Origin of the sequence: Streptomyces sp. NPDC091271, from assembly GCF_044757505.1 — a bacterium.
Classification (GTDB): Bacteria; Actinomycetota; Actinomycetes; order Streptomycetales; family Streptomycetaceae; genus Streptomyces.
This window is the reverse complement of sequence record NZ_JBIVVD010000009.1, coordinates 36,322-51,462: the sequence shown is the minus strand read 5'-3', so window position 1 is coordinate 51,462 and position 15,141 is coordinate 36,322. Positions and strand designations below refer to the sequence as shown.

Annotated in this window: 14 protein-coding genes; 9 read left to right on the top strand and 5 right to left on the bottom strand. The window is 71.0% G+C overall.

The genetic code is table 11. From position 1 onward, the window contains the following. The first annotated feature begins 54 nt into the window (after positions 1 to 54). The gene (locus ACIQM3_RS32495) at positions 55 to 804 is read left to right on the top strand and encodes a Mut7-C RNAse domain-containing protein (RefSeq protein WP_401630739.1); all 750 of its coding nucleotides are present in this window, start codon (positions 55 to 57) and stop codon (positions 802 to 804) included. 19 nt (positions 805 to 823) lie between these two features. Here the strand turns inward: ACIQM3_RS32495 and ACIQM3_RS32490 are convergent, their stop codons facing one another. After that, on the bottom strand, positions 824 to 1,396 hold the full coding sequence (locus ACIQM3_RS32490) for a TetR family transcriptional regulator (RefSeq protein WP_401630737.1): 573 nt from the start codon (positions 1,394 to 1,396) through the stop codon (positions 824 to 826). A gap of 107 nt (positions 1,397 to 1,503) precedes the next feature. Between ACIQM3_RS32490 and ACIQM3_RS32485 the strand changes: the two genes are divergently transcribed. Next, positions 1,504 to 2,982 (top strand): FAD-dependent oxidoreductase, encoded by a 1,479-nt coding sequence (locus ACIQM3_RS32485; protein ID WP_401630735.1) that lies wholly within the window; start codon positions 1,504 to 1,506, stop codon positions 2,980 to 2,982. 32 nt (positions 2,983 to 3,014) lie between these two features. On the opposite strand, the gene ACIQM3_RS32480 is transcribed toward ACIQM3_RS32485, so the two are convergent. Next, a complete protein-coding gene (locus ACIQM3_RS32480) occupies positions 3,015 to 3,515 on the bottom strand; it encodes a hypothetical protein (protein WP_401630733.1) in 501 nt (166 codons plus the stop codon). A gap of 199 nt (positions 3,516 to 3,714) precedes the next feature. Here ACIQM3_RS32480 and ACIQM3_RS32475 point away from each other — a divergent pair, with 199 nt between their 5' ends. Next, a complete protein-coding gene (locus tag ACIQM3_RS32475; RefSeq protein WP_401630731.1) occupies positions 3,715 to 4,050 on the top strand; it encodes a YnfA family protein in 336 nt (111 codons plus the stop codon). A 78-nt stretch (positions 4,051 to 4,128) separates the two neighbouring features. After that, positions 4,129 to 4,887 carry an SDR family NAD(P)-dependent oxidoreductase gene (locus tag ACIQM3_RS32470; RefSeq protein WP_401630730.1) on the top strand — a complete coding sequence of 253 codons (759 nt, stop codon included), beginning with the start codon at positions 4,129 to 4,131 and terminating at the stop codon, positions 4,885 to 4,887. A gap of 47 nt (positions 4,888 to 4,934) precedes the next feature. On the opposite strand, the gene ACIQM3_RS32465 is transcribed toward ACIQM3_RS32470, so the two are convergent. Then, positions 4,935 to 6,128, bottom strand: coding sequence for an RtcB family protein (locus tag ACIQM3_RS32465; protein WP_401630728.1), 1,194 nt, complete (start codon positions 6,126 to 6,128; stop codon positions 4,935 to 4,937). 172 nt (positions 6,129 to 6,300) lie between these two features. Between ACIQM3_RS32465 and ACIQM3_RS32460 the strand changes: the two genes are divergently transcribed. The 3 genes from ACIQM3_RS32460 (at position 6,301) to ACIQM3_RS32450 (ending at position 9,699) form a co-directional block, all read left to right on the top strand. Then, entirely contained in the window at positions 6,301 to 7,122 is an 822-nt protein-coding gene (locus tag ACIQM3_RS32460; protein WP_401630726.1) for a DUF3558 domain-containing protein, read from the top strand. Positions 7,123 to 7,342: 220 nt separating this feature from the next. Next, on the top strand, positions 7,343 to 8,182 hold the full coding sequence (locus ACIQM3_RS32455; RefSeq protein ID WP_401630724.1) for a DUF3558 domain-containing protein: 840 nt from the start codon (positions 7,343 to 7,345) through the stop codon (positions 8,180 to 8,182). Positions 8,183 to 8,364: 182 nt separating this feature from the next. Continuing rightward, complete coding sequence (locus ACIQM3_RS32450) at positions 8,365 to 9,699, top strand: DUF2637 domain-containing protein (protein WP_401630722.1); 1,335 nt, start codon at positions 8,365 to 8,367, stop codon at positions 9,697 to 9,699. 68 nt (positions 9,700 to 9,767) lie between these two features. Here the strand turns inward: ACIQM3_RS32450 and lysS are convergent, their stop codons facing one another. Continuing rightward, complete coding sequence (lysS, locus tag ACIQM3_RS32445) at positions 9,768 to 11,531, bottom strand: lysine--tRNA ligase (RefSeq protein WP_401630720.1); 1,764 nt, start codon at positions 11,529 to 11,531, stop codon at positions 9,768 to 9,770. A gap of 147 nt (positions 11,532 to 11,678) precedes the next feature. On the opposite strand from lysS, the gene argS reads away from it, so the two are divergent. Beyond that, positions 11,679 to 13,448, top strand: a complete 1,770-nt coding sequence (gene argS / locus ACIQM3_RS32440) for an arginine--tRNA ligase (RefSeq protein ID WP_401630718.1) — start codon at positions 11,679 to 11,681, stop codon at positions 13,446 to 13,448. A 70-nt stretch (positions 13,449 to 13,518) separates the two neighbouring features. Here argS and ACIQM3_RS32435 read toward each other — a convergent pair whose 3' ends face one another. Further along, positions 13,519 to 14,004, bottom strand: coding sequence for a carboxymuconolactone decarboxylase family protein (locus ACIQM3_RS32435; protein ID WP_401630716.1), 486 nt, complete (start codon positions 14,002 to 14,004; stop codon positions 13,519 to 13,521). A gap of 133 nt (positions 14,005 to 14,137) precedes the next feature. Between ACIQM3_RS32435 and ACIQM3_RS32430 the strand changes: the two genes are divergently transcribed. Next, on the top strand, positions 14,138 to 15,115 hold the full coding sequence (locus tag ACIQM3_RS32430) for an RNA polymerase sigma-70 factor (protein WP_401630714.1): 978 nt from the start codon (positions 14,138 to 14,140) through the stop codon (positions 15,113 to 15,115). The last annotated feature ends 26 nt before the right edge of the window (positions 15,116 to 15,141 follow it).

The following is a 15,141-nucleotide window of genomic DNA, read 5'->3' as shown; positions in this document are numbered from 1 at the left end:
GCGGCGACCGGAAAGCCCTCGCCGCCGCGTCTCGCGCAATGGCATCCTGACCAGGTGAACGGACCCGAGATCACCCTCGAAGTAGCCCCGGAACTGCGGCTCTTCGTCGCCCACGACCGCCGCCGCGGACGCACGGCCGTCACCACGGACGGCTCGTCGACCCTCGGACATGTCGTGGAGTCCCTCGGCGTCCCGCTCACCGAGGCCGGGCAGCTACTCGTCGACGGCCGTCCCGTGTCCGTGTCTCACATCCCCGGATCCGGCGAACTGGTCGAGGTGCGGGCGGTGCGACGCCCCCAGCAGGTCCCGGGCGCACCGCTGCGCTTCCTGCTCGACGTCCATCTCGGCACGCTCGCACGGCGGTTGCGGCTCCTGGGTGTGGACGCCGCGTACGAGAGCGAGGACATCGGCGACCCGGCGCTCGCCACCCTCTCGGCGGAGCAGCGACGTGTCATGCTCTCGCGCGACCGTGGGCTGCTCCGGCGCAGGGAGATCTGGGCGGGGGCGTACGTCTACAGCGACCGGCCGGAGGAGCAGCTCCGCGACGTCCTGGGCCGCTTCGCCCCCGTACTGGCGCCGTGGACCCGCTGCACCGCCTGCAACGGGCAGCTCACGGCGGCCGACAAGGACTCCGTCAGCTCCAGGCTGGAGAAGGGCACGCAGGCGGGTTACGACGTGTTCGCGGAGTGCACCGCGTGCGGCCGGGTGTACTGGCGGGGCGCCCACCATGCCCGCCTGGAAGCCATCGTGACGGAATCCGTGCGCGAATTCGGCGGACCGGGGAGCCAGGCACCGACGGCCTGAGGGGCCGCGGGCGCCCCGCTCAGGGCTGCTCGGCCGTCAGATAGCGCTGAACCGTGGGCGCGAGCCAGGCGACGACCTCCTCCCGGGACATCGCGACGGCCGGCTCGAACCGCAGGACGTACCGGGCGAGCGCCATGCCCAGGATCTGCGAGGCCACGAGCGCCGCACGCCGGGGGGCGTCGGCGGGATCGGGGCAGACGCCCTCGGTGATCGGCCCGAGCTGCGCGGTGAAGACCTCTCGCATCCGCTCGGCCCCCGCTCCGTTGGTGACGCCGACCCGGAGCAGGCCCGTCAGCACGTCGTCCTGCTCCCAGCGGTCCAGGAAATGCCCGACGAGCACCGCGCCGACGTGCTTGCCGGGCAGTGCGCCCAGGGCGGGCAGCCGCAGGTCGAACGCGGAGGCCGCGGCGAACAACCCCTCCTTGGAGCCGAAGTAGCGCATCACCATCGACGGGTCGATGCGCGCGTCACGGGCGATGGCCCTGATGGTGGCGCGCTCGTACCCGTCGGCGGCGAACCGCTCACGGGCGGCTTCGAGGATCGCCGCCTTGGTGGCGTCCGAGCGGCGTGGGGAGGGGGCGCGCACTGTCATGCCAACAACTGTAGGCCAACATCCGTTGACAGGCCATACCCATCCGCCCTACCGTTGCCAACAAGCGTTGACCAACAAGCGTTGGCATTTGCCATACGGAGGCCGCCATGACCGGCACGTCCAGCACGTCCAGCACGGGAGCCAGCCACTCCGGCACCACCGATGTCGTCGTCGTGGGCGCGGGCCCCACCGGCCTGCTCCTGGCGGGTGACCTCGCCGCAAAGGGCCTGTCGGTCACCCTCGTCGAGCGCCGCCCGCGGGAGACGGGCAATCTGACCCGCGCCTTCGCCGTGCACGCCCGCACGCTGGAGCTGCTCGACGCGCGAGGTCTCGCCGACGCGCTGGTCGCGACCGGCACGCGTCTCAGCCGGATGCGGCTCTTCGGCCGGCTCTCGCTCGACCTCACGCGGCTCCGCTCCCGCTTCCCCTTCCTCCTCATCACCCCGCAGTACGAGGTGGAACGCCTGCTGGGCGAGCGCGCACTCAAGGCCGGCGTGCACTTCCGGTACGGGACGGAGCTGCTCGGCCTGAGCCGCCCCGCCGCCGGAGACACGGTCACCGCCGAGATACGCGACGCCGACGGCACCCGCTCCACCATCGAGGCCCGGTATCTCGTGGGCGCGGACGGGGTGCACAGCTCCGTTCGCCGGGCCCTCGGCCTGCCCTTCCCCGGTGAAGCCGTGATCAAGTCCATCGTCCTGGCCGATGTCCGGCTCGCCGAGGCACCCTCCGGGGTGCTCACGGTCAACGGCACGGGCGACGCCTTCGCCTTCATCGCCCCCTTCGGCGACGGCTGGTATCGCGTCATGGGCTGGAACCGCACCCACCAGGCCGACGACAGCGACCCCGTGGAGCTCGACGAACTGCGCGAGATCACACGCACGGCGCTCGGCACCGACTACGGGATGCACGACGCCCGCTGGGTCTCACGGTTCCACAGCGACGAACGCCAGGTGCCCGCCTACCGCACGGGCCGGGTCTTCCTCGCCGGCGACGCCGCCCACGTCCATTCCCCGGCAGGGGGTCAGGGCATGAACACCGGCCTCCAGGACGCGGCGAACCTCTCCTGGAAGCTCGCCGCCGTCCTGCGCGGGCACGCCACCGACCCGGAAGCGCTGCTCGACAGCTACCACGCCGAGAGGCACCCGGTCGGCTCCCAGGTCCTGCGCGCCAGCGGTGCGATCATCCGCCTGGCCATGGCCAGGACCCCGCTGCAGCGGCTCGTGCGGACCGTCCTCACCCGCGCCCTCTCCGTCGCGCGCCCGGCCTCGGACAAGGTCATCGGAAGGATCTCCGGAGTCGGGATCTCCTACGGCGCACCGAAGGGCAGCCACCGTCTCGCGGGCACCCGCGCCCCCGACCTGCGGCTCGCCGAAGGCCGTCTGCCGGAGCTCCTGCGCGACGGCTCCTTCGTCCTGGTCACACCGCGCGGCGCCGCCGCCCCTCCGACCGGACCGGCCCCGCTCGTCCACGCTCACTGGGCGGGCGACCGCACGACCACGCTGCTCATCCGCCCCGACGGATACATCGCCTGGGCGGGCGAGCGCCCCGGCCCCGACGCCCTGCGACGGGCCCTCGGCCGATGACCGGCCCCGGACGGTCCAGCCCCGCCTCAGCCTCAGAAGGCGTACGCGTCGCCCGTGGAAAGGGCCAGCACCTCATGCGTATCGTTCCGCCGGTTCCGGTCGCTCGCGCCGCCGTTCCACAGGGTGTCCACCCGCACCACGACCTCGGCCGGCCGGCTCGCGAGGCGCAGGCCGAGGGCGGTGCGCCTCGCCTCCGCGGCCACGCGCAGCGGACCGGTCCCGCACAGCACCGTCCGGCTGTCGCTGCGCAGACAGCCCTGGGGCAGCCTCTGCCAGGGCGCGAGCGGCACGGAGAAGCGCAGCCGCACGGTCGCGTCGTCGAGTGGCGACGGCCCCCGGTTCCCGGTCCGCAGCTGGATCCCGATCCGCTCCTCCTGGAGAGAGACGCGTCCGTGGTGGGACACGTCCGCCTCCGGCGCGATCCCTCGCGGCGCCGGCTCGGCCACGGCGGAGAGCCCCGGCCCCAGCACCACAGCCGCCACCATCGCCGTCACGACGGGCACGTTCAGTACTGCTCTACGCGTCGCTCGCATCCGCCGAACGTACCGACAGGCCGCTGGTCACCCCTGCCCACCGACCCGTTCGCCGCGCCTGGCCCACTCGCACGGCTCACCCTCACGCCCCGCTCACCGCCCGCCCTCACGCCCCGCTCACCGCCCGCCCTCACGACCCGACACCGTCGGCCGGGCCTCCACGCACCACGGCCTCGTCCCCGCGTGACACGCTGGCCCCATGCTCGTCGCTCGTTCCGTCGCCCTCTTCGTCGTGGCCGCGCTCTTCGAGATCGGGGGCGCCTGGCTCGTCTGGCAGGGCGTGCGTGAGCACCGTGGCTGGATCTGGATCGGCGCGGGTGTCATCGCCCTCGGCGCCTACGGTTTCGTGGCCACGCTCCAGCCGGACGGTGACTTCGGCCGGATCCTCGCGGCGTACGGCGGGGTGTTCGTCGCCGGTTCGATCGCCTGGGGCATGGTCGCCGACGGCTACCGCCCGGACCGCTGGGACGTGACCGGCGCACTGGTCTGCCTGGCCGGCATGGCGTTGATCATGTACGCCCCCCGCAACCACTGAACCCGCAAACCGCTGGGCCCGGGCCGGACGCCCACGCCTATCCTGGGCCCGTATCGATCAGCTGCCCGAGGAGTTCCCATGGCCGCCACCCCCATCGCCGTCATCACCGGCGCGAGCAGCGGCATCGGCGCCGCGACCGCCAGGCAGCTGGCCGCCGCCGGATACCGCGTGGTGCTCACCGCACGCCGCAAGGACCGCATAGAGGCGCTGGCGGCCGAGCTCACCGAAGCGGGCCACCAGGCCACGGCCTACGCCCTGGACGTCACCGACCGCGCGGCGGTCGACGAGTTCGCCACCGCGTTCCGGTCCCTGGCCGTCCTGGTCAACAACGCCGGCGGAGCCTTGGGGGCCGACCCCGTCGCCACGGGTGACCCCGCCGACTGGCGCCAGATGTACGAGACCAATGTCATCGGCACGCTCAACGTCACCCAGGCCCTGCTCCCCGCCCTCACCGCGAGCGGCGACGGCACCGTCGTGATCCTGTCGTCGACGGCCGGTCTCTCCACGTACGAGGGCGGTGGCGGCTATGTCGCGGCCAAGCACGGCGAGCACGTGCTGGCGGAGACCCTCCGTCTGGAGATCGTCGGCACCCCGGTCCGGGTGATCGAGGTCGCTCCCGGCATGGTCAAGACCGAGGAGTTCGCCACCACCCGATTCCGGGGCGACACCGAGAAGGCCGCCAAGGTCTACGCGGGCGTCGACGCCCCGCTCTCCGCCGACGACGTGGCCGACACGATCACCTGGGCCGTCACCCGCCCCAGCCACGTCAACATCGACCTGCTGGTGGTCCGCCCCCGAGCCCAGGCCTCCAACTCCAAGGTGCACCGCACCCGCTGAACCCCCGGTGGGCCGGGGCCGGCACCGCTAGCGGCACCGGCCCCGTCTCAGCCCTTCACGCACACGACCTGCTTGAGCTTCGCGACGACCTCGACCAGATCCCGCTGCTGGTCGATGACCCGCTCGATCGGCTTGTACGCCGCCGGGATCTCGTCCACCACACCGGAGTCCTTGCGGCACTCCACGCCCCGCGTCTGGTCCTCGAGGTCCTGCGTGGAGAACTTCCGCTTGGCGGCGTTCCTGCTCATCCGCCGACCCGCGCCGTGCGAGGCGGAGTTGAACGACTTCGCGTTCCCCAGCCCCTTCACGATGTACGAGCCGGTCCCCATGGAGCCGGGGATGATCCCGAACTCCCCCGAGCCCGCACGGATCGCGCCCTTCCGGGTGACCAGCAGGTCCATGCCGTCGTACCGCTCCTCCGCCACGTAGTTGTGGTGGCAGGAGATGACCGGCTCGAACGTGACCCTGGCCTTCTTGAATTCCTTCCGGACCACGTCCTGGAAGAGGCCCATCATGATCGAGCGGTTGTACTTGGCGTACTCCTGCGCCCAGAACAGATCGTTGCGGTACGCCGCCATCTGCGGGGTGTCGGCGATGAAGACCGCCAGGTCACGGTCGACCAGGCCCTGGTTGTGCGGAAGCTTCTGGGCCTGTCCGATGTGGAAGTCGGCGAGCTCCTTGCCGATGTTCCGGGAGCCGGAGTGCAGCATCAGCCACACCGCTCCGGCCTCGTCGAGACAGAACTCGATGAAGTGGTTGCCCGATCCGAGCGTTCCCATCTGCTTCGTGGCGCGTTCCTGACGGAATTTGACCGCGTCGGCGATGCCGTCGAACCGGGACCAGAAGTCGTCCCAGCCGCTGGTCGGGAAGCCGTGGAGCTTGCCCGGATCGACCGTGTCGTCGTGCATCCCCCGGCCCACCGGGATCGCCTGCTCGATCTTCGACCGCAGTCGTGAGAGGTCTCCCGGCAGGTCGTTGGCCGTGAGCGACGTCTTCACCGCCGACATCCCGCAGCCGATGTCCACGCCCACCGCGGCCGGGCAGACCGCTCCGTGCATCGCGATCACCGAGCCGACGGTCGCGCCCTTGCCGAAGTGGACGTCCGGCATGACCGCGAGGCCCTTGATCCAGGGCAGTGTGGACACGTTCCGCAGCTGCTGCATCGCGACGTCCTCGACCGACGCCGGATCCGCCCACATGCGGATGGGAACCTGCGCACCCGGTACCTCTACATACGACATAACTCCTCGATTCCCCCGAAAAAGACTGAAAGCGCAAAACCGGTGCCTAGGTCGGCATACAGGTCGGCCGACCGGCATTCACAGCGGCGCGTGCGATACACATTGTGTCCATCGGCCGCTATCGAGCGGCAACCCGTTTTCGTACCGAAGGGAGCCTGGGACCGTGCGACACATGGCGTACGTACCCGGCGTCGCGCTTCTCGTGGCGCTCGTCGCCGGCTGCAGCGCCGGCTCCGACGCCGACGACCCCGCCGCCGACAGCAAGCCCGGCAGCCCGACGGTCACGGCCGCGCCTCCCGGGAAATACCGGACGCTGCCCGAATCCTGCCGTGCCGTACCGCTCTCCACGCTCAAGGACCTGCTGCCCGGCGCCGCCGGACTGCCCGAGGAGCAGCAGGAGAAGGTGTACGAGGGCACGGCCGCCGTCACCTACGACACCGACCGCAAGGTCGGCTGCCGCTGGAAGTCGGACGCCCCGGACGCCTCCCGGGATCTGTCCATCGACTTCGAGCGCGTCGTGTCGTACGACCCCGCGGTGAGCGACGACGACCGCGCCCGGGACGTGTACGCGGAGAAGCAGGACGCCGCCGCCCTCCCCACCACCTCGGCAGGTGCCACCCCCAGCGAGACACCCAGCGGATCGGCATCCGCGTCGGCCGGCAGCACACCGTCCGGCTCCCCGGGCGGCTCGTCGTCCGCCTCGCCCTCCGCCGACCCGTCCGGCAGCACCACCGACGCCGACCCCGACGAGGACCTCCGGCCGCGGCTGCTCGACGAGCTCGGGGACGCCGCGTTCCTGGACGACACTCTCACCCGGGCCGGTTCCACCGCGCAGCACCGCACCGTGAGCGTGGTATTCCGCACATCGAACGTCATCGTCACCGTCCACTACACCGAGCAGCCGGCCCGCGTCACGGAGGTTCCCGACAGCAGGGAACTGCAGGAGAAGGCCCAGGCCCTGGCCCGGAAACTGGACGAGGCCCTCAGCGACTGACCAGGCCCCGACGGCCTCCGGCCGGGGTTCGGGGAGCACCCCGGGGCCTCCGGCCGAAGGCGGCATCCGGTCGCCGTCCGTCGTACCGTGGCCCCCGACCGACACACCGACCGACATACCGCGAGACACACCGCCCGACGTAGCGAACCGACGCAGCGACCGGCGTACCGCCCGACCACCCGCACGACCGAGACCGCCGTGCCGTCCGAGTGAAGGAACCATGCACCGATCAGCCCCGCGACTGTCCCGCATACTCGCCTGCGCCGCCGTTCCGGTGATGCTCGTCGTCGCCGGCTGCTCGTCGGACTCCGACGACGCGAAGGGCTCCGCCTCCTCGGCCTCCCCGAGCGCGAAGAAGTCCGAGCCCACCGTCGAGCCCGCGAAGTTCACCACGCTGCCCGACGCCTGCACCTCGATCGGGAAGAAGACGATCGAGGACCTGGTTCCGAAGGCCAAGACCAAGGGCGGCACCCCGAGCAAGTCCAGCGACACCGCGAGCCGTGGCGGCTGCTCCTGGAACGGCCTGGACGACAACGGCGTCAAGGGCTCGCAGTACCGCTGGCTCGACGTCGGCTTCACCCGCTTCGACTCCGACCAGTCCCTGGGCAGCGGGGCCAAGCGCGCGACGGACGAGTACACGAAGCAGGTCTCCAAGGCGCAGGCGACCGAGGGTGCCGAGAAGGCCTCGGCCAAGCCCGCCACCGGCCTCGGTGAGCAGGCCACCTCTGTCACGTACGGGCTGAGCAAGTCGAGCGAGGACTTCGAGTACGCCACGGTCGTGGCCCGCACGGGGAACGTCGTCGTCACCGTCACCTACAACGGGGCCGGGTTCGCCGGCTCCAAGACGCCCTCCGCCGCCGACATCCTCAAGGGCGCCCAGAAGGCTGCCAAGGAGGCCGTCGCCGCGGTCGGCGACGACGCCGGAGCAGGGAAGTCCTCGGCCTCCCCCTCCGCCAAGGCATCGTCCTCCCCGTCGTCGAAGTCGTCGGCGAAGACGTCCGCGAAGTCGCCCTCCAAGTCGCCCGCCAAGTCGTCCTCCAAGGCCGTCGACAAGTCGTGACCTGAGCCCCGCAGGAGCGCCAACTCCCCTGCCCAGAGGCGCCTTGACGTAGCCCGGTACTTCCCCGAGTACCGGGCTACGGCCCCTCCCCACGCAACACGTCCGGCCGGCGTGTGCCAGGCTGTGCGCGCGCCGGGTGCCGAAGTGGAACCGGTTCATCCAAGTCGGGAGGGGATTCGCGGGTGGCCGCCATGCAGCTGACACGCACACACCGCGTGCTCATCGGGGTCGTCGTCGCCGGGGCCGTGCTCATCGCCGCGATCGGTTTCGCGGGCTCGTACGCCGCTGTGCGCGAACTCGCGGAGGAGAAGGGCTTCGGCGAGTTCTCGGTCGTCTTCCCGATCGGCATCGACGCGGGCATCTGCGTCCTGCTCGCGCTGGACCTGCTGCTGACGTGGATGCGCATCCCCTTCCCGCTGCTGCGTCAGACCGCCTGGCTGCTGACCGCGGCGACGATCGCCTTCAACGGCGCCGCCGCCTGGCCCGACCCGCTGGGCACCGGCATGCACGCGGTGATCCCCATCCTGTTCGTCGTCGCCGTCGAGGCCGCACGGCACGCGGTGGGCCGGATCGCGGACATCACGGCCGACAAGCACATGGAGGGCGTCCGCCTCACCCGCTGGTTGCTCTCCCCCGTCCCCACCTTCAAACTGTGGCGCCGGATGAAGCTGTGGGAGCTGCGCAGTTACGAGCAGGTCATCAAGCTCGAACAGGACCGGCTGATCTACCAGGCCCGCCTCCAGGCCCGCTTCGGCCGCAACTGGCGGCGCAAGGCACCCGTCGAGTCGATGATGCCGCTGCGCCTGGCGAAGTACGGCGTCCCGCTCGCCGAGACCGCCCCGGCCGGCCTCGCCGCCGCGGGCATCGAGCCGGCCCTGCTGCCGCCCGCACCGGCAGCCGTGGAGACGGAGCAGCAGCACCCCCAACTCCCTTACGCCCCGGAGTCGCAGCCGCAGCCGCAGGAGCAGCCGGCCCCGTACGACGCGTACGACCAGCAGCACCAGGAGCAGCACCAGCAAGCCCAGCAGCAGTACCCCCACGAGGACCCCGGTGCGCACGACAGCCCCTGGTTCGCGGCCTCCAGGGTCCTGGACGAGACGTACGAGGGCGCGTACGACCCGGAGTACGACGAGGGCATGGAGCCCGCCCCGGTCATGATCCCCTCGGGCGCCGGCAACCGGACCCGCCCGCTGGGCAACGTGGGCACGATCGGCGCGTTCCCGCACCCCCGCTCCGCCGAGCCGGGCCCCGGACAGGAGCAGGAGCAGGACGTGGCCCAGGAGCCCGACCCGACCGAATGGGCCGAGGCCGAGGCCGAGTTCAGCAAGTTCGCGTACGAGGCGTACGCCGAGTACACGCACCAGCACCAGACCCACCCGAGTGCTGAGGCGCTCGACATAACCCTTTCGGACGTCCACAACGTCCACCACCCGCGCAGCGCCGCCCTGCTCCGTCGGCTACTGCCCGGCTTCAAGCAGCGCTTCGACAGCGAGATGGCCGCGGACCACATCGCGTAGAAGCGGAAGCGGACAGAAGGAAACGGGCGGGCCGCTGAGCGGCCCGCCCGTTGTCGTATCCCGTGGTGCTACGCGCCGAGCAGCGTCCGCACCCGGTCCGCTCCGACCGCCAGAAGGAGCGTGGGCAGGCGCGGCCCGGTGTCGCGGCCGACGAGCAGCCGGTACAGCAGCGCGAAGAAGGAGCGCTGGGCGACCTTCAGCTCGGGCGTCGGCTTGGCGTCCGGCGCCAGGCCCTCCAGCACCTTCGGCACCCCGTAGACGAGCGTGGTCAGACCGTCCAGCGACCAGTGCGAGTCGAGCCCTTCCAGCAGCAGCCGCAGCGACTCACGGCCCTGCTCGTCCAGGGAGCCCAGCAGCTCCTTGTCCGGCTCGTCACGGACGATGGTGCGGGCTTCGGCCGGCACCTGGGTGGTGATCCAGTTCTCGGCGCGGTCGAGCCGGGGCCGTGCCTCGTCGAGCGAGGTCAGCGGGTTCTCCGGGTCGAGCTCGCTGAGGATGCGCAGCGTCTGGTCCTCCGCGCCGGCGGTGATGTCGGCGACCGAGGCGAGCGTGCGGTACGGCAGCGGGCGGGGGGTGCTGGGCAGTTCCCCGGCGGCCGTGCCGATGGCCCGGGCGTACGCGGCGGCGTCGGCGGGCAGCACCGTGCCGTCCGCCACCTTGCGGGCCAGCGAGTCCCACTCGTCGTACAGACGCTGGATCTCCTGGTCGAAGGCGATCTTGAAGGACTGGTTCGGCCTGCGGCGCGCGTACAGCCAGCGCAGCAGCGGCGCCTCCATGATCTTCAGCGCGTCGGCCGGGGTCGGCACGCCGCCCTTGCTGGAGGACATCTTCGCCATGCCGGAGATCCCGACGAACGCGTACATCGGCCCGATCGGCTGGACACCGTCGAAGACCTCGCGCACGATCTGGCCGCCGACGACGAAGGAGGAGCCCGGCGAGGAGTGGTCCACGCCGCTGGGCTCGAAGATCACACCCTCGTAGGCCCAGCGCATCGGCCAGTCGACCTTCCAGACCAGCTTGCCGCGGTTGAACTCGTTGAGCCGGACCGTCTCGGCGAAGCCGCAGGCCGAGCAGGTGTAGTTCAGCTCGGTCGTGTCGTCGTCGTAGGACGTGACGACGGTGAGGTCCTTCTCGCAGTTGCCGCAGTAGGGCTTGTACGGGAAGTAGCCGGCGGCGTTCGAGCTGCCGTCGTCCTCGTCCGCCGCGCCGGAGCCCTCGGCGGCCTCCAGCTCGGCCTCGTCGACCTTCTTCTGCTGCGGCTTCTTGCCGCCGCCCTTGGCGCCCGCCGCACCGTCCTTCTTGGTGCGGTAGCGGTCCAGCACGGCGTCGATGTCCGCCCGGTGCTTCATCGCGTGCAGGACCTGCTCGCGGTACGTGCCCGCCAGGTACTGCTCGGTCTGGCTGATCCCGTCGTACTCCACGCCGAGCTCGTCCAGGGCCTGGGTCATCGCGGCCTTGAAGTGCTCGGCCCAGTTCGGGTACGCCGACCCGGCCGGGGCGGGCACCGAGGTCAGCGGCTTGCCGATGTGCGCCTGCCAGGAGTCGTCGACGCCCTCGACCCCGTTCGGCACCTTGCGGTAGCGGTCGTAGTCGTCCCAGGAGATCAGGTGCCGCACGGTGTACCCGCGGCGGCGGATCTCGTCGGCGACCAGGTGCGGGGTCATGACCTCGCGGAGGTTGCCCAGGTGGATCGGGCCCGACGGGGAGAGCCCGGACGCGACGACGACCGGTTTGCCAGGCGCACGTCGCTCCGATTCGGCGATGACATCGTCCGCGAAGCGGGAGACCCAGTCGGTCTCGGTGCTGCTCTGACTCGAAGCCACGGTCGGCACGTCCTTCTCTCGTGTAGGACTCGTAGGGGCGTCCCCCATGAGGGGCACCCCCATTCTCCCAGGTACCGACCGCAGCGCGAAAACGGCTTTACACCCCGTGGGATACTGGGGTGATCCTTTGTCCTCTACCGAAACGGCAGCCGGCTCATGGCTTCGGTCCCTTCCCTCGCTTCCACGCTCCAGCAGCAGCTGGCGGACGCCCTGACGGCAGCACTGCCGGATGCCGGCACCGCGGACCCGCTGCTGCGCCGAAGCGACCGGGCCGACTTCCAGGCCAACGGGATCCTCGCGCTCGCCAAGAAGCTCAAGGGCAACCCGCGTGAGCTGGCCTCCAAGGTCACCGCGGCCCTCCCGGCAGGTGACCTGATCAAGGACATCGAGGTGTCCGGCCCCGGCTTCCTGAACGTCACGCTCACCGACGGGGCGATCATCCGCACGCTCGCCGCGCGCGCCGCCGACGGCGACCGGCTCGGCGTCCCGCTGAAGGCCTCCCCCGGCACGACCGTGATCGACTACGCCCAGCCGAACGTGGCCAAGGAGATGCACGTCGGCCACCTGCGGTCGGCGGTCATCGGTGACGCGATGGTCCAGATCCTGGAGTTCACCGGCGAGAACGTCGTCCGGCGCCACCACATCGGCGACTGGGGCACCCAGTTCGGCATGCTCATCCAGTACCTCTTCGAGCACCCGGACGAGCTGAAGCACGAGAGTGACGCGGCCGACGGCGAGGCGGCGATGTCGTCGCTGAACCGCGTCTACAAGGCGTCGCGGGTCCTGTTCGACTCCGACGAGGAGTTCAAGGCCCGCTCCCGTGACCGGGTGGTGGCCCTCCAGGCCGGTGACCCGGAGACGCTGGCGCACTGGCAGCGCTTCGTCGACGAGTCGAAGATCTACTTCTACTCGGTCTTCGACAAGCTCGACATGGAGATCGACGACCCCGACATCGTCGGCGAGTCCGGTTACAACGACATGCTCGAGGAGACCTGCCGGATCCTGGAGGAGACGGGCGTCGCCGTCCGCTCCGAGGGCGCCCTGTGCGTGTTCTTCGACGACGTCAAGGGCCCCGACGGCAACCCGGTCCCGCTGATCGTCAAGAAGACCAACGGCGGCTACGGCTACGCGGCGACCGACCTCTCCGCGATCCGCAACCGGGTGCAGGACCTCAAGGCCGACACCCTGCTCTACGTCGTGGACGCCCGGCAGTCCCTGCACTTCAAGATGGTCTTCGAGACGGCCCGCCGCGCCGGCTGGCTGAACGACGACGTCAAGGCGCACCAGCTCGCCTTCGGCACGGTCCTCGGCAAGGACGGCAAGCCGTTCAAGACCCGTGAGGGCACCACCGTCCGGCTGGAGGACCTCCTCGACGAGGCGGTCGAGCGGGCCACCGCGGTGGTCCGGGAGAAGGCCGAGAAGGTGGGCCTGTCCGAGGACGAGATCGTCGAGAACGGCCGGTACGTCGGTGTCGGCGCCGTGAAGTACGCGGACCTGTCGACCTCCGCCGTGCGGGACTACAAGTTCGACCTTGACCAGATGGTGTCGCTCAACGGCGACACCTCGGTGTACCTCCAGTACGCCTACGCCCGGATCCGCTCCATCCTCCGCAAGGCGGGCGACGCGAAGCCCGCCGCGCACCCGGAGCTGGACCTGGCGCCGGCCGAGCGTGCGCTGGGCCTGCACCTTGACCAGTTCGGCGCGGTCCTGGACGAGGTGGCCGAGGGGTCCGAGCCGCACAAGCTGGCCGCGTACCTCTACCAGCTGGCCTCGCACCTCACCACGTTCTACGACCAGTGCCAGGTGCTCAGCGACGAGAACGCTCCGGAGGTCGTCGAGAACCGGCTCTTCCTCGTGGAGCTCACCGCCCGCACCCTGCACCAGGGCATGAAGCTGCTCGGCATCAGGACGCCCGAGCGCCTCTGACCCTTCGGCTGCCCGCACGGGCCCGGCCGGGATCACTCGATCCCGGCCGGGCCCGTTCGCGTTCCGCCGGTCAGTCGAACGCGGCGGCGAAGGCGCCGGACTCGTAGGAGCCCCCCTTCAGGTGCGTGATCACGGCGAGCCGGTTGGCCGCGTTCATCAGGGCGACCAGGGAGATCAGCGCGGCGACCTGGTCGTCGTCGTAGTGCTTGCGCACCTGCGCCCAGGTCTCGTCGGACACACCCGGCTGGGCGTCGGCGAGCCGCGTGCCCTCCTCGGCGAGCGCCAGTGCCGCCTGCTCGGCCTCGGTGAACACGGTGGACTCGCGCCAGGCGGCGACCAGATGGAGCCGGACCGCGGTCTCGCCGGCGGCCGCCGCCTCCTTGACGTGCATGTCGATGCAGTGCCCGCAGCCGTTGATCTGGCTGACGCGCAGCGACACCAGCTCCTGCGTGGACTTCGGCAGCGCCGACTGCTGGACCACCAGCCCCGTGCCGGCGAACCGCTTGGCGAACTTCATACCGATCTCGTTCTCGAAAAGGTTGAACCGTGCGTCCATGACGTCGTCCTCACTCGTGGTCGTGCACTCGGACGAACACGAGATGCCGCCGACGCGTCCCCTGTGACGGGACCACCCCTGTGACCTGAATCACCGCTCGCCGATGTCACGGAGTGGCGGCCGCCGGCATCTTGTGCGCGTGGCACCGTCGACAGCGGACAGACAGGAGCAGCCGGTGGAGAGCGAACGAGCACACAGCAGGGACGCGGCCGGGCAGCTCGCCGGTGAGGGGCGCCCCGACCCCGCGACCGAGGCGTTCGTCGCCCACCGCAACCTGCTGTTCACCGTCGCCTACGAGATGCTCGGCTCGGCCGCCGACGCGGAGGACGCCCTCCAGGAGACCTGGCTGCGGTGGGCGGACGTCGACCTCGGCACGGTGCGGGATCCCCGGGCCTACCTCGTCCGGATCGCCACGCGGCAGGCGCTGGGCCGGCTGCGCACGCTCGGCCGCCGCAAGGAGTCCTACGTCGGCACCTGGCTGCCCGAGCCACTGCTCACCGCGCCCGACGTGGCGGACGATGTCGAGCTGGCCGACAGTGTCTCGATGGCGATGCTGCTGGTGATGGAGACGCTCACACCGGCCGAGCGGGCGGTGTTCGTGCTGCGCGAGGTGTTCGCCCTCGACTACGAGGAGATCGCCGAAGCCGTGGGCAAGAGCCCCGCAGCGGTCCGCCAGACCGCCCACCGGGCACGGTCACACGTCGCGGCACGCCGCCCGCGCGGGACGGTTTCCCCCGCCGAGACCCGGGGCGCGCTCGAAGCGTTCAGGCGCGCGGTGGAAACGGGCGATCTGCAGGGCCTGCTCGACGTACTCGCCCCCGATGCCGTCCTCCTCGGGGACGGCGGCGGAGTCAGACAGGCCGTCCTCCGGCCCGTCGTGGGGGCCGGCAAGGTGGCCCGGCTGCTGATCGGCGGGCTGGGCAAGGCCACCGCGCTGTCGCTGCGGACGGCAGACGTCAATGCCTGCCCGGCGCTGGTCGTCAGGGTCGGCGGCACGCTCGACACCGTGGTGACGGTACGCATCGACGACGGCCTCATCACCGGTCTCTACGCCGTGCGCAACCCCGAGAAGCTGTCACGCATGGAGCAGGAGACCGTCCTGAGCCGCTGAGGCCGCGGCCGGGCCGCACCGTGCCC

Excerpts from the sequence above, each read along its gene's own strand:
- ACIQM3_RS32490 (WP_401630737.1), bottom strand. The coding sequence starts at position 1,396 with ATGACAGTGCGCGCCCCCTCCCCACGCCGCTCGGACGCCACCAAGGCG.
- ACIQM3_RS32485 (WP_401630735.1), top strand. The coding sequence starts at position 1,504 with ATGACCGGCACGTCCAGCACGTCCAGCACGGGAGCCAGCCACTCCGGC.
- ACIQM3_RS32480 (WP_401630733.1), bottom strand. The coding sequence starts at position 3,515 with ATGCGAGCGACGCGTAGAGCAGTACTGAACGTGCCCGTCGTGACGGCG.
- ACIQM3_RS32475 (WP_401630731.1), top strand. The coding sequence starts at position 3,715 with ATGCTCGTCGCTCGTTCCGTCGCCCTCTTCGTCGTGGCCGCGCTCTTC.
- ACIQM3_RS32470 (WP_401630730.1), top strand. The coding sequence starts at position 4,129 with ATGGCCGCCACCCCCATCGCCGTCATCACCGGCGCGAGCAGCGGCATC.
- ACIQM3_RS32465 (WP_401630728.1), bottom strand. The coding sequence starts at position 6,128 with ATGTCGTATGTAGAGGTACCGGGTGCGCAGGTTCCCATCCGCATGTGG.
- ACIQM3_RS32460 (WP_401630726.1), top strand. The coding sequence starts at position 6,301 with ATGGCGTACGTACCCGGCGTCGCGCTTCTCGTGGCGCTCGTCGCCGGC.
- ACIQM3_RS32455 (WP_401630724.1), top strand. The coding sequence starts at position 7,343 with ATGCACCGATCAGCCCCGCGACTGTCCCGCATACTCGCCTGCGCCGCC.
- argS (WP_401630718.1), top strand. The coding sequence starts at position 11,679 with ATGGCTTCGGTCCCTTCCCTCGCTTCCACGCTCCAGCAGCAGCTGGCG.
- ACIQM3_RS32435 (WP_401630716.1), bottom strand. The coding sequence starts at position 14,004 with ATGGACGCACGGTTCAACCTTTTCGAGAACGAGATCGGTATGAAGTTC.